We start from the raw sequence: 17,867 nt of genomic DNA, 5'->3' as shown, positions 1-17,867 counted from the left end.
TTTTTTCTCCCCGCCCCCCTTGGGGGGCCCCCCCCCCCCCCCCCCCCCCCCGGGCGGGCCCTCCCCGGGGGGCCCGCCCCGCAGCCGGCATCCGGCCCACTGCCGGGAAACAGCACTGGCAAAACTGGCAATTGCCCCCAAATCACAAGGCCGCTAGGCTGATTGACTGCCGTCAGCGACGCCCCCACACCTCCTGCTACCGGCCCAGCCGGCAGCAGTCCAAATCGGATTTCCCATGGCGATGGATTTCATCCGCATCCGCGGTGCGCGGACGCACAACCTCAAGAACATCGACCTCGACCTGCCTCGCGACAAACTGATCGTGATCACCGGCCTGTCCGGCTCGGGCAAGTCCTCGTTGGCGTTCGACACCATCTATGCCGAGGGCCAGCGCCGCTATGTCGAGTCGCTGTCGGCGTATGCGCGGCAGTTCCTGAGCGTGATGGAGAAGCCCGACCTGGACCACATCGAAGGCCTGTCGCCGGCGATCTCCATCGAGCAGAAGTCGACCTCGCATAACCCGCGCTCCACCGTCGGCACCATCACCGAGATCTACGACTACCTGCGCCTGCTCTACGCCCGCGTCGGCAGCCCGCGCTGCCCGGACCATGGCTACCCGCTGGAAGCGCAGACCGTCAGCCAGATGGTCGACCAGGTCCTGACACTGGATCCGGAGCAACGCTACATGCTGCTGGCGCCGGTCATCCGCGATCGCAAGGGCGAGCATGCGCAGGTCTTCGACCAGCTGCGTGCGCAGGGCTTCGTGCGTGTACGCGTTGACGGCGAGCTGTATGAAATCGATGAAGTGCCGGCGCTGACCCTGCGCCAGAAGCACACCATCGAGGCCGTGGTGGATCGTTTCCGTCCGCGCGAAGACATCAAGCAGCGCCTGGCCGAAAGCTTTGAGACCGCGCTCAAGCTGGGCGATGGCATGGCCACGGTGATGACCCTGGATGCCGCCGACAGCACGCCGCAGCTGTTCTCCTCCAAGTACAGCTGCCCGGTCTGTGATTACGCGCTGCCGGAGCTGGAACCGCGCCTGTTCTCGTTCAACTCGCCGGTCGGCGCCTGCCCGGGCTGCGATGGGCTGGGCGTGGCCGAGTTCTTCGACCCGAACCGCGTGGTCGTGCATCCGGAGCTGTCGCTGGCCGCCGGTGCGGTGCGTGGCTGGGACCGTCGCAATGCCTACTACTTCCAGCTGATCGCCTCGCTGGCCAAGCACTACAAGTTCGATGTGGACGCCAGCTGGCAGTCGCTGTCGGACAACGTGAAGCAGGCCGTGCTGTACGGCAGCGGCGAAGAGCAGATCACCTTCACCTATTTCACCGAAGCCGGTGGTCGCAACCAGCGCAAGCACCGCTTCGAAGGCATCATCCCCAACCTTGAGCGCCGTTACCGCGAGACCGAATCGCCTGCGGTGCGTGAGGAGCTGGCCAAGTACATCAGCTCGCGGCCGTGCCCGGAGTGCAAGGGCGCGCGCTTGAACAAGGCCGCGCGCAACGTGTTTGTCGCCGACCGCCCGCTACCGGAAATCGCAGTACTGCCGATCGACGAAGCCAAGCGCTTCTTCAGCGAGCTGAGCCTGCCCGGTTGGCGTGGCGAGATCGCCACCAAGATCGTCAAGGAAATCGGTGAGCGACTCGGCTTCCTGGTCGACGTCGGCCTGGACTACCTCACCCTGGAGCGCAAGGCCGATACCTTGTCCGGCGGCGAAGCACAGCGCATTCGTCTTGCCTCGCAGATCGGCGCCGGCCTGGTCGGCGTGATGTACGTGCTGGACGAGCCGTCCATTGGCCTGCACCAGCGAGACAACGAGCGCCTGCTCGGCACCCTCACCCGCCTGCGCGACCTGGGCAATACAGTGATCGTGGTCGAGCACGACGAAGACGCGATCCGGCTGGCCGATTACGTGGTCGACATCGGCCCGGGCGCAGGTGTGCACGGCGGCGAGATCGTCGGCCAGGGCCAGCTGCAGGACCTGCTGGATGCGCCGCGTTCACTGACCGGCCAGTACCTGTCCGGCAAACGCCAGATCGAGATCCCGGCGCGCCGCCACAAGCCCAACCCGAAGATGACGCTGCGCCTGCGTGGCGCCAGCGGCAACAATCTGAAGAACGTGGATCTGGATATTCCGTCCGGCCTGCTGACCTGCGTCACCGGCGTGTCCGGCTCGGGCAAGTCGACGCTGATCAACGACACCTTGTTCTCGCTGGCGGCCAACGAGATCAACGGTTCTTCGCACCCCATCGCCAAGTACAAGAGCGTCGAGGGGCTGGACCTGTTCGACAAGGTCGTCGACATCGACCAGTCGCCAATCGGCCGCACCCCGCGTTCCAATCCGGCAACCTACACCGGCCTGTTCACGCCGCTGCGTGAGCTGTACGCGCAGGTGCCGGAGGCGCGTGCGCGTGGTTACTCGCCAGGCCGTTTCAGCTTCAACGTGCGCGGCGGCCGCTGCGAAGCCTGCCAGGGCGATGGCCTGATCAAGGTGGAAATGCACTTCCTGCCGGACGTGTATGTGCCTTGCGACGTGTGCCACGGCAAGCGCTACAACCGCGAGACGCTGGAGATCCTCTACAAGGGCTTCAACATCAACGACGTGCTGGAAATGACCGTCGAAGATGCACTGCGCCTGTTTGAGCCGGTACCGTCGATCGCACGCAAGCTGGAAACGCTGATGGACGTCGGCCTGAGCTACATCAAGCTCGGCCAGAGCGCGACCACGCTGTCCGGTGGTGAAGCACAGCGCGTGAAGCTGTCCAAGGAACTGTCGCGCCGCGATACCGGCCGCACCCTGTACATCCTCGACGAGCCGACCACCGGCCTGCACTTCCACGACATCGAGGCCCTGCTCGGCGTGCTGCACAAGCTGCGCGACGAGGGCAACACCGTGGTGGTGATCGAGCACAACCTGGACGTGATCAAGACTGCGGACTGGATCGTCGATCTCGGTCCGGAAGGCGGCCATCGCGGTGGCACGGTGCTGGTCACCGGCACGCCGGAAGACGTGGCGGCACATCCGGACTCCTACACCGGCCAGTTCCTGGCCAAGATGCTGCCTTCGACCAGCGCGCGCCCGGAACAACCGGCGGCCGTGGCCAACAAGCCTGATGCGCGTCCGCCGCGCAAGGAAAAGCCGGTCAAGAAAGCAGCAGCCAAGAAGGCTGCCGCCCCCGCCAAGAAGAAGGCTGCAAAATGAGCAACGAGCACAAGCAACTGGCCCGCGTACCGATCAGCGTGCGTTGGCGCGACATGGACTCGATGGGCCACGTCAACAACGCCAAGTACGTTTCGTATCTGGAAGAGGCGCGCGTGCGCTGGATGCTGGGCGTGGAAGGCGTGTCGATGACCGACCGCATCGCGCCGGTGGTGGCCAATACCAACATCAACTATCGCCTGCCGATCGTGTGGCCAAACGACATCGTGGTCGAGTTGTTTGTCGAGCGCCTGGGCAATAGCAGCGTGACCATTGGTCACCGCATTGTTGACCAGAACGACGACAGCAAGCTGTATTCGGACGGCAATGTGGTGGTGGTCTGGATGGATACGCAGACCGGCAAGAGTGCGCCCTTGCCTGAGGCTGTGCGGGGTGCTTCGAGCTGAGCCCGCCTGACCCTTCTCCCTCCGGGAGAAGGTGCCCCAAAGGGGCGGATGAGGGTCGGTTCAGCACTGGGGTTGTTGGCAGCGCGGCGCTTCGCTTCTACCCTCACCCCAACCCCTCTCCCGGTGGGAGAGGGGCTCAAGCTGCAGTTGCAGGCATCACGCGGACCTCCCCGCGTTCGCGCAGCCTTACTTCAAGGCAACCCTCGGAAAATCCACCGGCACATCCAGCGCCACGTTGATGTAGTTGGTGAACAGGTTCAACGCCACATGGGCAAGAATCTCGACGATCTGCTCGTCGCCGAAGCCCACGCTACGCAGCTCAGCCACATCGGCGTCATCCAGCTGCGCACGCTGCTCCACGACTTTCAGCGCGAAACGGAGCGCGGCGGCGGTACGCGAATCCTCGGACTGCCCCACCTGCGCCGATGCCATCTCAGCCGCACTAGCGCCCGCCTTCTGCCCCAGCACGGTATGCGCGGCCAGGCAGTATTCGCAGCTGTTGCGGTTGGCGATGGCAACAGCAAGCTGCTCGCCCAGCTTGCTGCCAAGGCTGCCCTTGCCCAGCGCGCCAAACGCAGCCCACATGCTCTGCAATGCAGCCGGGGAGTTGGACACCGCCTTGAACATGTTCGGCGTCGCGCCGAAGGCCTGGTGGATCTGCGCCAGCAGTGGCTGGCTGGCGGCGGGGGCGGTCCGGGTTTCCAGATTGATGCGTGACATGGTGATCTCCTGATCGGTTTGAATGGTTGCCGGGCCATCAGCCCGTGGAAGAAGTATCCCGTCGCGGATCGAACGATTTGATACGATCAGTCCATCAAACAAACCAATTGATACAGATGAGCAATCTCCCGCCCGTGGATCGCCTGGCAGGCGTCCTGGAGAACTTCCGCTTCCAGGCCCAGCTGTTTCACTCCGGCCCGCTGTGCGGGCTGACCAGCTTCGATGCGGGTGAAGGACACGCCTACCTGCACGTACTGCGGCGTGGCCAGCTCGAGGTCAGCCATCCCGGCAGCCGCGATATCCCGGCCTCGATGCACTTCGAGGAGCCGACGCTGCTGTTCTATCCGCGACCGTTCAGCCATCGCTTCCACAACCCGCCACGCGAGGGCGCCGATTTCACCTGTGCGCGGATTGATTTCGATGGCGGCATCGCGCATCCGCTGGTACGTGGCCTGCCCTCGCTGATCGCTCTGCCGCTGGCACGCATCCCCGGCCTGGCGATGACGCTGGAACTGCTGTTCAACGAAACCGACAACGTCCGCTGCGGCCAACGCCTGCTGACCGATCGTCTGTTCGAAGTGGTGGTCATCCAGCTGCTGCGCTGGCTGCTGGATCATCCGCAGGAAGCCGGGATACCCGCCGGTTTCATTACCGGCCTGTCGGATCAACGCTTGTCGCGCGCCTTGGCCGCCATGCACGATCGCCCCGGCGAGAGCTGGACACTCAACAGCCTCGCCGAACAGGCCGGTATGTCACGCACCGCGTTTGCCAACAGCTTTCGCGACATCGTCGGGCAGACACCGCTGGACTACCTCACCGATTGGCGCATCGCGCTGGCCCAACGCCGGCTGCGGCAAGGCCGGCCGATCAAGACGCTGGCCGACGAACTCGGTTATGCCAATGCCTCGGCACTGTCACGAGTGTTCAGCGCCAAAACCGGAATGTCGCCGCGCGACTGGCTGAAGCAGGCCGACCCCTGATCAACGCGCAGGCGCCTCACGCCGTACCTGCAGCGTTCCGTCGACCTTCGTTCCATCTTCCAGGCTCAGCCGCAATGGCAACTGCGCGCCTTCCGCCAGCGGCACTTCCGGCTGCATCAGCATCAGGTGCAGACCGCCGGGTTTCAGCTCGGCAACTGCCCCGGCAGCGATCGGCATGCGCTCGATCTCACGCATCCTACTGACGCCTTCCGTGACCGTGGTTTCATGCAGCGACACATCAGCAAAGGCCTTGCTGCCCGCACCGACGACAACCACCTCGCTGGCGCAGCCGTTGCGGATGCGCGCAAAGCCCGCCGCCATCCGCATCGCCGCCGGCGTCAACCGCACCCAGCCCTGTTCCACGGTCACACAGGCCGGTGCTGCAGCCGCGGCCTCGAACGCACACAAGGCCAACAGTACGCCCACGAATGGTTTGGTTATCATCAGGCCACGACTCCTTGCCGTACGAGAACCCGCAGCATGACCACGCTCATCGAAGTGATCAACCATGGCCCCATCCGTGAACTGCGCCTGGCGCGGCCGCCGGTCAACGCGCTGGACACCGAACTGTGCCGCGCACTGATTGCCGCCGTCACCGTGGCCATGACCGACGACGTGCACGGCATCGTGCTGTCCGGCAGCGAGCGCATCTTCACCGGCGGCATGGATGTGCCGCACCTGCTCTCGCATGGCGATGACAAGCGCAAATTGATGGACAGCTGGCAGGCCTTCTTCGGTGCCGCCCGCGTACTGGCCGAAAGCCGCGTGCCTGTAGTTGCCGCGCTGACCGGCCACTCACCGGCCGGCGGTTGTGTGCTGGCACTGTGCTGCGATTACCGGGTGATGGCGCGCAGCACCGACCCGGCCAAGCCCTATGTGATCGGCCTGAACGAGGTACAGGTCGGCCTGGTCGCGCCGGAAGGCATCCAACGCCTGATGCGCCGCGTGGTCGGCCACCACCGCGCCGGCGTCTTGCTGACCGGCGGCCAGCTGGTCAGCGCCGAGCGCGCCCTGGAAATCGGCCTGGTCGATGAACTGGCTGACGGCGCAGCGCAGGTGGTCGATCGCGCCATCGGCTGGCTGCAGGCCCAACTCAAGCTGCCGCCGCAGCCGATGCTGCAGACCCGCGCCATCGCCCGCGCCGACCTGCATGAGGCCATGCAGGCCGAACACATCCAGCTGGAACGCTTTGTCGAGGCGTGGTTCTCGCCGGATGCGCAGGGCGCTTTACAGGCCTTGGCGGCTCGCCTGGGCAAGAACTAGGGATTCGGGAGTTGGGATTGGGGATTGGCAGCGGTGACATGCCGGGTGCTGCCCTGCCTGCGTTGCCCCGTCCCCGCTCGCCTATAATCGCGGCCTGTCGAAAAGAAGGCCGCCGCCTTGTCCAACACGCCTGAACCCGTGGTCTCCGAACTGATTGACCTGCTGTCGCTGGAGCGGCTGGAGGACAACCTGTTCCGCGGCCAGAGCCGCGATATCGGCACCAAATACGTGTTCGGCGGGCAGGTGCTGGGGCAGGCGCTGGCCGCCGCCCAGGCCACGGTCGAGAACGGCCGTCACGTGCATTCGCTGCACGCTTATTTCCTGCGTGCCGGCAATATCGACCACCCCATCGTCTATGACGTGGACCGCACCCGTGATGGCGGCAGCTTCTCGGTGCGCCGGGTCACCGCCATCCAGCACGGCAAAGTGATTTTCTTCTGCGCAGCCTCGTTCCAGCAGGCCGAGCGTGGTGCCGAACACCAGCACAAGATGCCGGATGTGCCGCAGCCCGAGGACATCGAGCCGAGCCGTCCACTGCCGGCCGATGTGCTGGAGCGCTTGCCGGTGAAGGTGCAGCGCTGGCTTTCGCGCGGCGGTCCGTTCGAATTCCGCCACGTCTATCCGCGCGACGAACTGAACCCGCCCAAGCGCCCGCCCTATCACCAGGTGTGGCTGCGCTTGAACGAGAGGATCGGCGATGCGCCGGAGCTGCACCAGGCGCTGCTGGCCTATGCCTCCGACTTCCATCTGCTCGGCACGGCCACTTTCCCGCATGGCATCAGCTACTACCAGCCGCATGTGCAGATGGCCTCGCTCGACCATGCGATCTGGTTCCACCGCCCGTTCCGCGCCGACGACTGGCTGCTGTACTCGCTGGACAGCCCCAGCGCGCAGGACTCGCGCGGCCTGGCGCGTGGCCAGTTCTATACCCGCGACGGCGTGCTGGTCGCCAGCACCGCACAGGAAGGCCTGATCCGCGTGACCCCCGACGACAACGAAGCGAGCAAGGGCTGAACCATGCGCAAGATTTTCAGCAGCCAGCGCGTCGAGAACGCCGAGGGCGTGGCGGAGATCCTGCGTGATGCAGGCATCGAGGTCCGCGTCACCAACGGCCGCTCGTACCACAGCAAGCGCCGCGGCCAGTTCAGCTATACCGACAAGGTCAACAACGAGAACCTGCCTTCGGTCTGGGTGGTGCATGCCAATGACCAGCCGCGGGCGCGTGAGATCCTGCGCGACAAGCGCCTGCTCGACACCACCCGCCGCGACCATCCCACCGCCGAATACGCCTTCCGCGAAGCCCCCGCCGAGGCCGGCAACGGCCGCAGCTGGGCGTGGCGCATCCGCATCGCTTTGCTGGTGGTGATTGCCGGTGTGGCGCTGGTGATCATGATGCGCCATCGCACTGCGCCCGCGCCTGCAGCCATGGCCCCGGCCAACCCGGCACAGGTGCAACCGGCCCAGCCGCAACCGGGCGAAGACGAGTTCCGCGTGCGCATCCAGTCCCAGCCCGACACCCCGCCCGCACCCGCACCGGCACCGGCACCGGCACCGGCACCGGCACCGGAAAAATAATCGGTCACATCGGGCTTCGGTGCCCGTCCTGTTTGGCAGTACCGTCGAAAAGGCCTGTCCGATGAGCACCGAAACGCTGGAGATCCTGCTGCAGAACGAGCTGCCTGCCGCCCGCCAGGGCTGCACGCAGTCCTATGGGCGCATCGTGATGGCCTGCCAGAACACGGTGACCGCCATCGCCCTGGCCATCACCCGCGATGTGCAGGCCAGCGAGGACATCGCCCAGGAAGCCTTCATCAAGGCCTGGCAGCAGCTCACCCAGCTCAACAACAGTTCCAGCTTCCTGCCCTGGCTGCGGCAGATCACCCGCAACCTGGCCCGCGACTGGCTGCGCGCCAACCGCAACCGTCCGCTCAGCGGCGAGGCTGCGGAAATCGCCATCAGCATGGCCGCCGATCCCTCGCCCAACGGTGTCGACGCGATGGCGCGGGTGGAGGAAGAACTGGTCGCCGAGGAAATCATCTCGGCCCTGCCCGAGGACAGCCGCGAAGCGTTGCTGTTGTACTACCGCGAAGGGCAGAGTTCACAGCAGGTGGCCATGCTGCTGGGCCTGAGCGATGCCGCTGTGCGCAAGCGGCTGTCGCGCGCTCGTGCCAGCGTGCGCGAGGAGATGCTCAAGCGCTTCGGTGAGTTCGCCCGCAGCTCTGCGCCGAGCGCCGCTTTCGCTGCCTTGGTCAGCTCGGCGCTGATGTTGGCAGCCCCTGGCGTAGCCAGCGCTGCGATCATTGCCAGTGGCGCAGGAGTTGCCGGCACCAGTGCTGGCAAACTGGGAATCGGCAGTCTTGGCATCAACACCGCCGGCAGCGGCGCGGCCGCAGGAACACTCGGCGCTACCGTAAATGCACTGTTCCCGAATCCTTTCGATCTATGGATAGTGGCCGGCGCAGTCGTGTTTGGCACGCTCGGGGCCTATCTCACCAATCTCTACCTGCTGCACTATGCCGAGACGCCGGAGGAAACCCAGCGTGTTCGCCGTTTCATGCGCCTGCACACCATCGGCGCCTTCGTGTTCTGCATCTGCGCCATGGCCGGCGTAGTGTTCCGCATGGGTCTGGTTGGCGGACTGCTGACCCTGGCAATAGGCATGGCCGTATTGAACTACCAGTACCTGGTCACGCTGCCGCGCGTGATGGCGCCGATGCTTGCCCGTGATGCGGCTCGCCATGGCCGCAAGGGTCCGTCCTGGATCTATCAGAGCATGTTCGGGCGCAGCGCCGTGGTCAGCGCATCGCTGCTGGCGGTTGCGGCGACGCTGTACGCGCTGCTGCAGCACTGAACTCCAGCAACAAAACACCCCCGCTGTTGCCAGCGGGGGTGTTGTCGATCGGCGCCTTTGTAGAACTTACTTCGCAGCCGGAGCCTGCGGCGGCATCGGGCCGCGCGGGCCACGATGCTCGCGATGCCCATCCTTGCGTGCAGCCTGAAGTTCTTCCGGGCTCAACTTGCCATCCTTGTTGGTATCGGCCTTGGCAAACCACTCCGCACGACGCTGTTCAGCACGGGCCTGGCGATCAGCCTGATCGATATAGCCGTCCTTGTTGACGTCCAGGCGGGTGAAGTTGGCCTGGTACTCAGCGGCACTGATGCGGCCGTCGTTGTCGGTATCCAAGCCACGCATGAAGCCGCCATCACGTTGACCGCGATGTCCGCCGTGGCGATCACCGCCATGGCGCCCACCGTGCCGCATCTGCGCCATTTCCTCGCGCGACAGCTTTCCGTCCTTGTTCGTGTCCAACTCGTCGAAACGCTGTGCCAGATGCGGACGGGCCGCTGCTTCCTGGCGATCAACCACGCCATCATTGTTGGCATCCAGGCGCTGCGGCGCCGGGCTGGTGCTGGTCGGCGCAGCCGCGAACACCAAGCCGGTTGCCGAGGTGGCCAGCAGCATCGCCAGCAGGAGGAGAGGTTTGCGGTGGGTCTTGGTCATGGTGTTGCTCCGTGGTGAGGCTGCGGACGCGGCATTGCGTCCTCGCTACGGTCAACGCACCAGCCATCGGCTTGGTTGACCTGCGTGCCGGCCATATTCATCACGCAGACAGGCGCAGGTTTTGCGACGCGCCACGGCTATGCTGTACGCATGGCAGCCCACGGCGAAAACAACGAAGAACTGCGCCTGTTCCAGACCGGCGAGCACGCTTGCGGCTACTGGCCGGAACGACAGGCACGCGACCTTGTGCTGGACCCCCAGGACGAGCGGCTGGGCGCGCTTTACCCGATGGCATTGACCTGGGGCTTCCGCCGCTCCGGCGATCTGGTCTACCGCCCGCACTGCGAAGGTTGCCGCGCCTGCGTGCCGGTACGCATTCCCGTGGAGCGCTTCAACCCGGACCGCAGCCAGCGCCGCTGCCTGGCGCACAACGCCGACCTGCAATGCCGGATCCTGCCTGCCGAGCGTACCGACGAACAGTTCGCCCTGTATCAGCGCTACCTGTCCCACCGCCATGCCAAGGGTGGCATGGACGAGCATGGCCCGCATGAGTTCGACCAGTTCCTGATCGGCAGCTGGTCACATGGCAGCTTCATGGAGGTCCGCGCGCCCGGCGTGGCCGGAAAACGCGGGCAGCTGCTGGCTGTCGCCGTCACCGACGTCACCGACCTCGGCCTGTCGGCGGTCTATACGTTCTTTGATCCGGACCAGGAAAAACGCAGCCTGGGCACCTTCGGCATCCTGCAGCAGATCGCCTGGGCCAAGCGCAACGGCTTGCCACATCTGTACCTGGGCTATTGGATCAACGGCCACCGCAAGATGGACTACAAGCGCCGCTTCCATCCGCTGGAGTATTTCGACGGCAAGCGCTGGCTGCAGGGCGAACAGGGCCTTGGCAACGACCAACGTTGATTGGGAGGCAGCTCAATGGCGACTTGCGTTGATGCACATTTAACCGGGATTTATGCAGAATGGGAATGTCATCGCGCATCGTGATGACGCAAGGAAGTATCCATTCAACAGGAGCAATGCGTGAAGACCCAATTTTTGATTCTGGCTGCCATTGGCACCCTGGCCCTCGCCGGCTGCAAGAAGGCAGAGACCCCGGCCACCGAGGCGCCAGCAGCCAACCCGACCGCTGCCGCCGAAGTCACCCCGGCGCCGTCAACCGACACCGTCAAGGCCGGCACCGGCGTTCCGGAATGCGACCAGTACCTGGAAAAGGTCTACGCATGCATCAGCGACAAGGTGCCCGAAGCCCAGCGTGACATGATGAAGCAGGGCATCGAGCAGTCGCGTAGCGCCTGGGCTGGCGTGACCGACAAGACCGAGCTGGCCAACCAGTGCAAGACCGCGCTGGAACAGGCCAAGACCAGCTTCGGCGCGATGGGCTGCACGTTCTAAGCAACGTAACAGCACCATCCATGGACGCCCCGCATGCGGGGCGTTCGTGTTTTCGCAGCTTCGCTTTTTCGCCTCATCGTCATGACGACGTGAGAAAATTCGCGGATGCGCATCTCAACCCTACTCGCCCCGATGACCCTGCTGTTGGCAGCCTGTTCCACCTCACCCAGCGGCAGCGCCAGCGCGCCTGCCCAGCTACGGCTGGCAACCTACAACACCTCGCTGTACTCCGAGGAGGAAGGTGGCCTGATCCGCGAACTGCAGGGCGACAGCGCGCACGCGCGCAAGATCGCTGCTGTGCTGCAGCAGACGCGACCGGATCTGGTCCTGCTCAATGAATTCGACTTCGACGACGCCCACCGCGCCGCCGACCTGTTCCAGCAACGCTATCTCGAAGTCGCCCAGCCCGGCGGCGGCGAAGCGCTCAAGTACCCGTATCGCTACCTGGCACCGGTCAACACCGGCGTGCCCAGCGGACTGGACCTGGACAACAACGGCACCGTCGGCGGCAAAGGCCGCGAGCGTGGCAACGACGCCTGGGGTTACGGCCTGCACCCGGGCCAATACGGCATGCTGGTGCTGTCCAAGTACCCGATCGATGAAGCTTCCGTACGCACGTTCCAGCTGTTGAAGTGGAGCGCCCTGCCCGGCGCCTTGCGTCCGATCGAGCCGAGCACCGGCAAATCGTTCTGGCCGGACGCGGTGTGGTCGCAGCTGCGGCTCTCCTCCAAGTCGCATTGGGACGTGCCGGTGCGCACCCCGCTCGGCACCGTGCACGTGCTGGCATCGCACCCCACCCCGCCGGTGTTCGACGGCAAGGAAAAGCGCAACGCCGCCCGCAACCACGACGAACTGCGGCTGTGGAAGGAGTACCTGGACGGCGGCGACAAGCCGTGGCTGTGCGATGACAAGGGCAGCTGCGGTGGCCTGGCTGCCGATGCACGCTTCGTCATCGTTGGCGACTTGAACAACGATCCGGCCGATGGCGACGGCCGCCACGACGCCATCCTCGAACTGCTGGAACACCCGCGCGTGCTGCGCTACCCGACGCCGACCAGCGTCGGTGCCGAGCAGACCAGCCTGGCCTACGCGGAGAAAGGCATTGTCCGCCGCGGCGCGCCGCAGCACGCCACCGGTGATTTCGGCCCGCGCTCAGGCACCATGCGCCTGGACTATGTACTGCCGTCCACCGGCTTGAGCTATATCGGCAGCGGCGTGTTCTGGCCCGCCAACGACAGCCCGGAAGCGAAGATCGCCGATGGCAGCGATCACCACCTTGTCTGGGTGGATGTGAAGTAAAAGAAAACGCCGGCTAAGCCGGCGTTTTTTTGTGCCTGGATGTTGTGGGAGCGGCGTAAGCCGCGAAGCTCGTACATCACCAGATGACGATGCATCCCGCCGCTGCAGCATTGCCAGCTTCGCGGCTTACATCGCTCCCACAAGCATACGGCTGACTGCTGGTGTGGGAGCTGGATCACAGCAGCTAAGCCTTACCCCTCCCCAACCCTCCCCTTGCCTTCGGCAAAGGAAGGGAGCAGATCTCAGCGCAGCTCGATTCCAATCGTCGCTGCCGCATCACGCGCAATCGCACGCGCCTGATCCACATCAGCGGCACGCGCCAGGGTCACGCCAACGCGCCGCTGGCCCTGCACCATCGGCTTGCCAAACAGGCGCAGCGCCGAATCCGGATGGATCAATGCTTCGGCCACGTTGCTGAAGAACGGCACGCCGTTGCCCTGCGCCAACATCGCGCACGATGCAGATGCACCGTTGTGGCGGATGGTCGGGATCGGCAGGCCAAGAATGGCGCGCGCGTGCAGCGCGAACTCGCTCAGCTCCTGCGATACCAGGGTGACCAGGCCAGTGTCGTGCGGACGCGGCGAGACCTCGCTGAACCACACCGCATCGCCCTTCACGAACAACTCGACACCGAACAGCCCCCAACCACCAAGGTCATCGGTGATGGCACGGGCAATCTGCTGCGCACCTTCCAGCGCCTTGGCCGACATCGCCTGCGGCTGCCAGCTTTCACGGTAGTCGCCGTCCCTCTGCAGATGGCCGACCGGATCGCAGAACGCAGTGCCGCCGGCATGGCGCACGGTCAGCAGGGTGATTTCGTAATCGAAGTCGATGAAGCCTTCGACGATGCAGCGGCCGGCGCCGGCGCGGCCGCCGGTCTGCGCGTACTCCCACGCCGGGCCGATGTCGGCATCGCTGCGCAGCGTGCTCTGGCCCTTGCCCGAGGACGACATCACCGGCTTGACCACGCACGGCAGGCCGATCGCGGCAACGGCCTCGCGGTACTCGGCCTCGGTATCGACGAAGCGGTAGGGCGAGGTCGGCAGGCCCAGGGTTTCCGCGGCCAGGCGGCGGATGCCTTCGCGGTCCATGGTCAGGCGCGCGGCACGCGCGGTCGGGATCACCCGCAGGCCCTGCTCGGCTTCCAGCTGCACCAGGGTTTCGGTGTGGATGGCCTCGATCTCGGGCACCACCAGGTGTGGCTGCTCCTGCGCGATCAAGGCCTTCAGTGCGGCCGGGTCGAGCATGTCCAGCACATGGCTGCGGTGCGCAACCTGCATGGCCGGGGCACTGGCGTAGCGGTCCGCGGCGATCACTTCCACCCCGAAACGCTGCAGCTCGATGGCCACTTCCTTGCCCAGTTCGCCCGAACCAAGCAACAGGACGCGGGTAGCGGATGGGGACAACGGGGTACCGAGGGTGATCATCAGGCAGGTCCGGAAGGCACAAAAGAGGGTGCCTATTCTAGGCAAGCCGGCGCGGCGAGCGGACATCGTAGCCCGGGGCAGCGTCAGCACACCCAGGGAATGAGCGGAACTACCGTGGCGATTGCGGGCCAGCTTACTCCCCGGGTGCGCTGCCGCTTACCCGGTCTACGGGTTTCCGGCCCTGCGGGGAGCCTCGTCAAAACCGCTTGCATGTTGATATCAATTTGATATCTTTCATTCCAACCACCACGGAAGATGTGCCATGAAAGAGAAGTCCCTCGGTTCCATTACCGGTATTCCCACCCTCCTCGGCACCTTGCTGATGATGCTGGCCGGCACCGCTGCCATCGTCGGTGCGGTCGTGGTCACCAAGAACGGCACCGGTGGCGGCGGGATGCTGGTGCTCGGCGGCATCGCATTGCTGGTTGTTGGCATCTTCCTCAGCTGCGGCCTGTACATGGTCCAGCCCAACCAGGTGGCCGTGATCAGCCTGTTCGGCAAGTACGTGGGCACGGTCAAGGACAACGGCCTGCGCTGGAACAACCCTTTCTTCAGCAAGCGCACCGTCAGCCAGCGCGTGCGCAACTTCGAGAGCGGCAAGCTCAAGGTCAATGAACTGGACGGCTCGCCGATCGAGATCGCAGCGGTCATCGTCTGGCAGGTAATCGATGCCTCCGAAGCGGTCTACAACGTCGACGACTACGAGAGCTTCGTGCACATCCAGTCCGAATCGGCACTGCGTGCGATGGCCACCAGCTATCCCTATGACCAGCACACCGAAGGCCAGCTTGCCCTGCGCAGCCACGCCGCCGAGATCTCCCAGCACCTGAAGGATGAGCTTGCCGAGCGCCTGGCCGATGCCGGCGTGCAGGTACTTGATGCCCGCATCAGCCACCTTGCCTACGCCCCGGAAATCGCCCAGGCCATGCTGCAGCGCCAGCAGGCCAGCGCGGTAATCGCCGCACGCACGCAGATCGTCGCCGGTGCCGTCGGCATGGTCGAGATGGCACTGCTGGAACTGCAGAAGAACGCCGTCGTCACCCTCGACGAAGAGCGCAAGGCACACATGGTCAGCAACCTGTTGACCGTGCTGTGCTCGGACCGCGGCACCCAGCCGATCGTCAACGCCGGTTCGCTGTACTGAACAACGTAGTGAGGTAACGCAGTGAATGTTTTCGCCCCCTTGATCATCGCAGCCACCGGCGTTCCGGCCCTGTGCTTCGCCGTGTGGAGCGGACGCCCCGGCACCGCCCATGCACGCGGGCTGGGCCTGCGCTGGGCCTTGATCGCACTGTGCATGTTCGTGGCAGCCACCGGCGTCTATCTGGCCGGTGACAACCGCAACATCGCCTACGGCGTGATCATCGCGCTGGTGGTGGCAGTCAATGCGCTGGGCATTTCGCTGGTGCTGCACCTACGCCGCGGCAACAACGGAGCACCCCGCCGGTGAGCGAGAAGAAGGCCTATCCGTTGCGCATCAACGCTGATGTTCTGGCTGCGACCCAGCGCTGGGCCGACGACGAACTGCGCAGCCTCAACGCGCAGATTGAGTACGTGATCCGCGACGCCCTGCGCAAGGCCGGGCGTCTCCCCAAACCTGAGCAAGAACCCAAGGAAGAGCAATGAGCACGCAGTGGAAATACCTCGTCGTCGAATTGAAAACCACCCTGATGGGCAGCTTCAAGGCAGAAACACTGCAGGAAGAACTGGACAAGCAAGGCCGGCTTGGCTGGGAGCTGGTCAACGTGGTCCATGCCACACCCACCATCTCCACCCCCACACTGGTTTTCAAAAAGGCGCTGTAATGAAGACCTTGGGGAGATTGATCACCGCAGCGATTCTCTCACTCGCCGGCAGCGCACAGGCTGCCGACCCGGCTGCCTTGGCCACCCAGCTACTGGACCGGCTTGATGCTGGCCAATACGCTGCTGCCGAAGCGGATTTTTCGGCGCAGATGAAAGCGGCGGTACCGGCAGACAAGCTCAAGGCAGTCTGGGAATCACTGCCCGCGCAGATGGGCGCGGCCGGCCCGCGCGGTGAAGCAACAACCAGCGAAGCCGACGGCTTCCGCATCGTTGTCGTCCCACTGCGCTACGCCAATGGCGCACTGCAGGCACGCATCGTGCTGGACAAGGACGACAAGGTGGCAGGCTTCCTGGTGCAGCCTGCAGCGGCTGCGCCGTCACCACCGCCTGCGGCGGATGCCAGCGTCATCGAGCAGGACTTCAGCGTACCGGCCAGTGGTAGCGCCAGCGCGCCACTGCCGGGCACGCTGACCCTGCCCAAGGGCAAGGGCCCCTTCCCCGCCATTGTGCTGGTGCACGGCTCCGGCCCGCAGGACCGCGATGAAACCATCGGCCCCAACCGCCCGTTCCTGGACATCGCGCGTGGACTCGCCGCGCAGGGCATTGCCGTGCTGCGTTACGAAAAGCGCAGTCATGCACGTCCGCAGGATTTCAAAGGCAGCTTCAGCGTTGATGACGAAACCACCAACGATGCGGTCGCGGCGGTAAGCGCGCTGGCGGGCAACGCCAACATCGATCCTCGCCACGTGTATCTGCTGGGCCACAGCCAGGGAGGATTGCTGGCCGGGCACATCGCCAAGGCGGCCAATGGCAAGCTGGCTGGACTGGTACTGCTGGCTGCACCCGCGCGCCCCATCCTCGACCTGCTGGCCGAGCAGAACCGCTACATGCTTGGCCTGGACGGCACGATCAGCGCCGAGGACCAAGCCCAGCTCACCGCACTGGACGCAGCAATAGCGAACGTGCGCGGCAATCCGGAAGCGCGGTTGATGGATGTCCCCGGTCGGTTCTGGCAGCAGCTGGAAGCAGTCGACCCCATCGCCGACGCACGCGACAGCACGCTGCCAGTGTTGGTGCTGCAGGGTGGCCGCGACTTCCAGGTGATCGACACCGACTGGCAGCTGTGGAACAAGGGCCTGCAGGGGGAGCGCTACCGCTTCCGGCACTACCCGGCGCTCAACCACCTCGGCATCGCCGGTGAAGGCAAGGGCTCACTGGAAGAATACGCGCGCCCGGGCCACGTCGATCCAGCGCTGATCAACGACATCGCGCTATGGATCAAGGCGCAGTGATGAGCAGCCGCAACACCTCGCCAACCGAGACAACGGCATTCAACGTCGCCACGCCAACCAGCTCAGTCCTGCTCTGGTTGTGGGCGCCCATGTTGCTGGTGCTCAGCATCGATCCGCTGACCAGGGTGTTCGCCGGCAAGCCGCCGTTCCAGGCGACGTTCGCCTCCTGGGGCGGCTGGTTGATACTGTCCGTGGTTGGCGCAGCGCTGACCGTGGCCTACCGGCGACGCGAACTGCGCGTTGAACCGAAGCAATTGACCATCGCCGCCACCTTGTACACCCGGCGCGTGGCGCTGAGTTCGATGCGCCTGGAACGCGCGCGCATCGTCAATTTCGCAGAGAACCCTGATTTCAAGCCGGGCGGGAAATCCAATGGCTTCCAGTTCCCCGGCTTCCGTGCGGGCCACTTCCACATGAAGGGTGGCGGCAAGGCCTTCTGCCTGATCACCGACAACAGCCGCGTACTGGTGATCCCGCTGCGCGACGGCAACAGCGTGCTGGTCAGCCCCGAACAGCCGCGCGCCCTGCTGGATGAACTCAGGCGGCTGGCCGACGGCGGCGCACCGGCCTAA

Annotated in this window: 20 protein-coding genes; 16 read left to right on the top strand and 4 right to left on the bottom strand. The window is 65.0% G+C overall.

Annotation, left to right across the window (positions count from 1 at the left end; all coding sequences use genetic code 11):
* The first annotated feature begins 235 nt into the window (after window positions 1-235).
* Entirely contained in the window at window positions 236-3,199 is a 2,964-nt protein-coding gene (uvrA, locus tag ACVOLI_RS11685) for an excinuclease ABC subunit UvrA (protein ID WP_481614539.1), read from the top strand.
* Window positions 3,196-3,603, top strand: coding sequence for an acyl-CoA thioesterase (locus tag ACVOLI_RS11680; RefSeq protein WP_296248213.1), 408 nt, complete (start codon window positions 3,196-3,198; stop codon window positions 3,601-3,603). The genes uvrA and ACVOLI_RS11680 overlap by 4 nt, the downstream gene beginning before the upstream one ends.
* A 186-nt stretch (window positions 3,604-3,789) precedes the next feature.
* On the opposite strand, the gene ACVOLI_RS11675 is transcribed toward ACVOLI_RS11680, so the two are convergent.
* Window positions 3,790-4,323 carry a carboxymuconolactone decarboxylase family protein gene (locus ACVOLI_RS11675; protein ID WP_481614538.1) on the bottom strand — a complete coding sequence of 178 codons (534 nt, stop codon included), beginning with the start codon at window positions 4,321-4,323 and terminating at the stop codon, window positions 3,790-3,792.
* 116 nt (window positions 4,324-4,439) lie between these two features.
* On the opposite strand from ACVOLI_RS11675, the gene ACVOLI_RS11670 reads away from it, so the two are divergent.
* Window positions 4,440-5,303 carry an AraC family transcriptional regulator gene (locus ACVOLI_RS11670; RefSeq protein ID WP_481614537.1) on the top strand — a complete coding sequence of 288 codons (864 nt, stop codon included), beginning with the start codon at window positions 4,440-4,442 and terminating at the stop codon, window positions 5,301-5,303.
* Here the strand turns inward: ACVOLI_RS11670 and ACVOLI_RS11665 are convergent, their stop codons facing one another.
* A complete protein-coding gene (locus tag ACVOLI_RS11665) occupies window positions 5,304-5,747 on the bottom strand; it encodes a copper chaperone PCu(A)C (protein WP_481614536.1) in 444 nt (147 codons plus the stop codon).
* 36 nt (window positions 5,748-5,783) lie between these two features.
* On the opposite strand from ACVOLI_RS11665, the gene ACVOLI_RS11660 reads away from it, so the two are divergent.
* From ACVOLI_RS11660 to ACVOLI_RS11645, 4 genes are all read left to right on the top strand, one after another.
* Window positions 5,784-6,566, top strand: coding sequence for an enoyl-CoA hydratase/isomerase family protein (locus tag ACVOLI_RS11660; RefSeq protein ID WP_481614535.1), 783 nt, complete (start codon window positions 5,784-5,786; stop codon window positions 6,564-6,566).
* A 117-nt stretch (window positions 6,567-6,683) separates the two neighbouring features.
* Window positions 6,684-7,580 (top strand): acyl-CoA thioesterase II, encoded by an 897-nt coding sequence (gene tesB / locus ACVOLI_RS11655; RefSeq protein ID WP_481614534.1) that lies wholly within the window; start codon window positions 6,684-6,686, stop codon window positions 7,578-7,580.
* A gap of 3 nt (window positions 7,581-7,583) precedes the next feature.
* The gene (locus ACVOLI_RS11650; RefSeq protein WP_481614533.1) at window positions 7,584-8,141 is read left to right on the top strand and encodes a pathogenicity-like protein; all 558 of its coding nucleotides are present in this window, start codon (window positions 7,584-7,586) and stop codon (window positions 8,139-8,141) included.
* Between the two features lie 61 nt (window positions 8,142-8,202).
* The gene (locus ACVOLI_RS11645; protein WP_296248199.1) at window positions 8,203-9,417 is read left to right on the top strand and encodes an RNA polymerase sigma factor; all 1,215 of its coding nucleotides are present in this window, start codon (window positions 8,203-8,205) and stop codon (window positions 9,415-9,417) included.
* A gap of 66 nt (window positions 9,418-9,483) precedes the next feature.
* Here the strand turns inward: ACVOLI_RS11645 and ACVOLI_RS11640 are convergent, their stop codons facing one another.
* Window positions 9,484-10,068: an EF-hand domain-containing protein gene (locus tag ACVOLI_RS11640; protein WP_481614532.1), complete on the bottom strand. Its 585-nt coding sequence runs from the start codon at window positions 10,066-10,068 to the stop codon at window positions 9,484-9,486.
* A 150-nt stretch (window positions 10,069-10,218) separates the two neighbouring features.
* Between ACVOLI_RS11640 and ACVOLI_RS11635 the strand changes: the two genes are divergently transcribed.
* From ACVOLI_RS11635 to ACVOLI_RS11625, 3 genes are all read left to right on the top strand, one after another.
* A complete protein-coding gene (locus tag ACVOLI_RS11635; RefSeq protein ID WP_481614531.1) occupies window positions 10,219-10,980 on the top strand; it encodes an arginyltransferase in 762 nt (253 codons plus the stop codon).
* Between the two features lie 120 nt (window positions 10,981-11,100).
* Window positions 11,101-11,472, top strand: a complete 372-nt coding sequence (locus tag ACVOLI_RS11630) for a hypothetical protein (protein ID WP_481614530.1) — start codon at window positions 11,101-11,103, stop codon at window positions 11,470-11,472.
* 132 nt (window positions 11,473-11,604) lie between these two features.
* On the top strand, window positions 11,605-12,771 hold the full coding sequence (locus ACVOLI_RS11625) for an endonuclease/exonuclease/phosphatase family protein (RefSeq protein WP_481614540.1): 1,167 nt from the start codon (window positions 11,605-11,607) through the stop codon (window positions 12,769-12,771).
* Window positions 12,772-13,013: 242 nt separating this feature from the next.
* On the opposite strand, the gene purT is transcribed toward ACVOLI_RS11625, so the two are convergent.
* Window positions 13,014-14,198 (bottom strand): formate-dependent phosphoribosylglycinamide formyltransferase, encoded by a 1,185-nt coding sequence (purT, locus tag ACVOLI_RS11620; RefSeq protein WP_481614529.1) that lies wholly within the window; start codon window positions 14,196-14,198, stop codon window positions 13,014-13,016.
* Between the two features lie 262 nt (window positions 14,199-14,460).
* Here purT and ACVOLI_RS11615 point away from each other — a divergent pair, with 262 nt between their 5' ends.
* From ACVOLI_RS11615 to ACVOLI_RS11590, 6 genes are read left to right on the top strand one after another with little or no spacing between them, the layout of a single operon-like run.
* The gene (locus ACVOLI_RS11615) at window positions 14,461-15,342 is read left to right on the top strand and encodes an SPFH domain-containing protein (protein WP_296248186.1); all 882 of its coding nucleotides are present in this window, start codon (window positions 14,461-14,463) and stop codon (window positions 15,340-15,342) included.
* Window positions 15,343-15,363: 21 nt separating this feature from the next.
* The gene (locus ACVOLI_RS11610) at window positions 15,364-15,648 is read left to right on the top strand and encodes a hypothetical protein (RefSeq protein WP_282272484.1); all 285 of its coding nucleotides are present in this window, start codon (window positions 15,364-15,366) and stop codon (window positions 15,646-15,648) included.
* Window positions 15,645-15,824, top strand: coding sequence for a type II toxin-antitoxin system antitoxin (locus tag ACVOLI_RS11605; protein WP_481531573.1), 180 nt, complete (start codon window positions 15,645-15,647; stop codon window positions 15,822-15,824). Before ACVOLI_RS11610 ends, ACVOLI_RS11605 begins: the two co-directional genes overlap by 4 nt.
* The gene (locus tag ACVOLI_RS11600; protein WP_481516908.1) at window positions 15,821-16,003 is read left to right on the top strand and encodes a DUF4177 domain-containing protein; all 183 of its coding nucleotides are present in this window, start codon (window positions 15,821-15,823) and stop codon (window positions 16,001-16,003) included. The genes ACVOLI_RS11605 and ACVOLI_RS11600 overlap by 4 nt, the downstream gene beginning before the upstream one ends.
* Window positions 16,003-17,295: an alpha/beta hydrolase gene (locus ACVOLI_RS11595; RefSeq protein WP_481614528.1), complete on the top strand. Its 1,293-nt coding sequence runs from the start codon at window positions 16,003-16,005 to the stop codon at window positions 17,293-17,295. The genes ACVOLI_RS11600 and ACVOLI_RS11595 overlap by 1 nt, the downstream gene beginning before the upstream one ends.
* Window positions 17,295-17,867 (top strand): PH domain-containing protein, encoded by a 573-nt coding sequence (locus ACVOLI_RS11590; protein WP_481614527.1) that lies wholly within the window; start codon window positions 17,295-17,297, stop codon window positions 17,865-17,867. The genes ACVOLI_RS11595 and ACVOLI_RS11590 overlap by 1 nt, the downstream gene beginning before the upstream one ends.

It is taken from the genome of Stenotrophomonas sp. STEN029, assembly GCF_056760015.1.
Note: the sequence above shows the minus strand (reverse complement) of the source record. Positions and strands in the feature narration are given on the sequence as shown.

Coding starts and splice junctions, on each gene's coding strand:
- ACVOLI_RS11665 (WP_481614536.1), bottom strand. CDS start 5,747: ATGATAACCAAACCATTCGTGGGCGTACTGTTGGCCTTGTGTGCGTTC.
- ACVOLI_RS11600 (WP_481516908.1), top strand. CDS start 15,821: ATGAGCACGCAGTGGAAATACCTCGTCGTCGAATTGAAAACCACCCTG.
- ACVOLI_RS11590 (WP_481614527.1), top strand. CDS start 17,295: ATGAGCAGCCGCAACACCTCGCCAACCGAGACAACGGCATTCAACGTC.
- ACVOLI_RS11680 (WP_296248213.1), top strand. CDS start 3,196: ATGAGCAACGAGCACAAGCAACTGGCCCGCGTACCGATCAGCGTGCGT.
- ACVOLI_RS11660 (WP_481614535.1), top strand. CDS start 5,784: ATGACCACGCTCATCGAAGTGATCAACCATGGCCCCATCCGTGAACTG.
- ACVOLI_RS11615 (WP_296248186.1), top strand. CDS start 14,461: ATGAAAGAGAAGTCCCTCGGTTCCATTACCGGTATTCCCACCCTCCTC.
- ACVOLI_RS11640 (WP_481614532.1), bottom strand. CDS start 10,068: ATGACCAAGACCCACCGCAAACCTCTCCTCCTGCTGGCGATGCTGCTG.
- ACVOLI_RS11675 (WP_481614538.1), bottom strand. CDS start 4,323: ATGTCACGCATCAATCTGGAAACCCGGACCGCCCCCGCCGCCAGCCAG.
- purT (WP_481614529.1), bottom strand. CDS start 14,198: ATGATCACCCTCGGTACCCCGTTGTCCCCATCCGCTACCCGCGTCCTG.
- ACVOLI_RS11645 (WP_296248199.1), top strand. CDS start 8,203: ATGAGCACCGAAACGCTGGAGATCCTGCTGCAGAACGAGCTGCCTGCC.
- ACVOLI_RS11635 (WP_481614531.1), top strand. CDS start 10,219: ATGGCAGCCCACGGCGAAAACAACGAAGAACTGCGCCTGTTCCAGACC.
- ACVOLI_RS11625 (WP_481614540.1), top strand. CDS start 11,605: ATGACCCTGCTGTTGGCAGCCTGTTCCACCTCACCCAGCGGCAGCGCC.
- uvrA (WP_481614539.1), top strand. CDS start 236: ATGGCGATGGATTTCATCCGCATCCGCGGTGCGCGGACGCACAACCTC.
- ACVOLI_RS11595 (WP_481614528.1), top strand. CDS start 16,003: ATGAAGACCTTGGGGAGATTGATCACCGCAGCGATTCTCTCACTCGCC.
- ACVOLI_RS11650 (WP_481614533.1), top strand. CDS start 7,584: ATGCGCAAGATTTTCAGCAGCCAGCGCGTCGAGAACGCCGAGGGCGTG.
- ACVOLI_RS11670 (WP_481614537.1), top strand. CDS start 4,440: ATGAGCAATCTCCCGCCCGTGGATCGCCTGGCAGGCGTCCTGGAGAAC.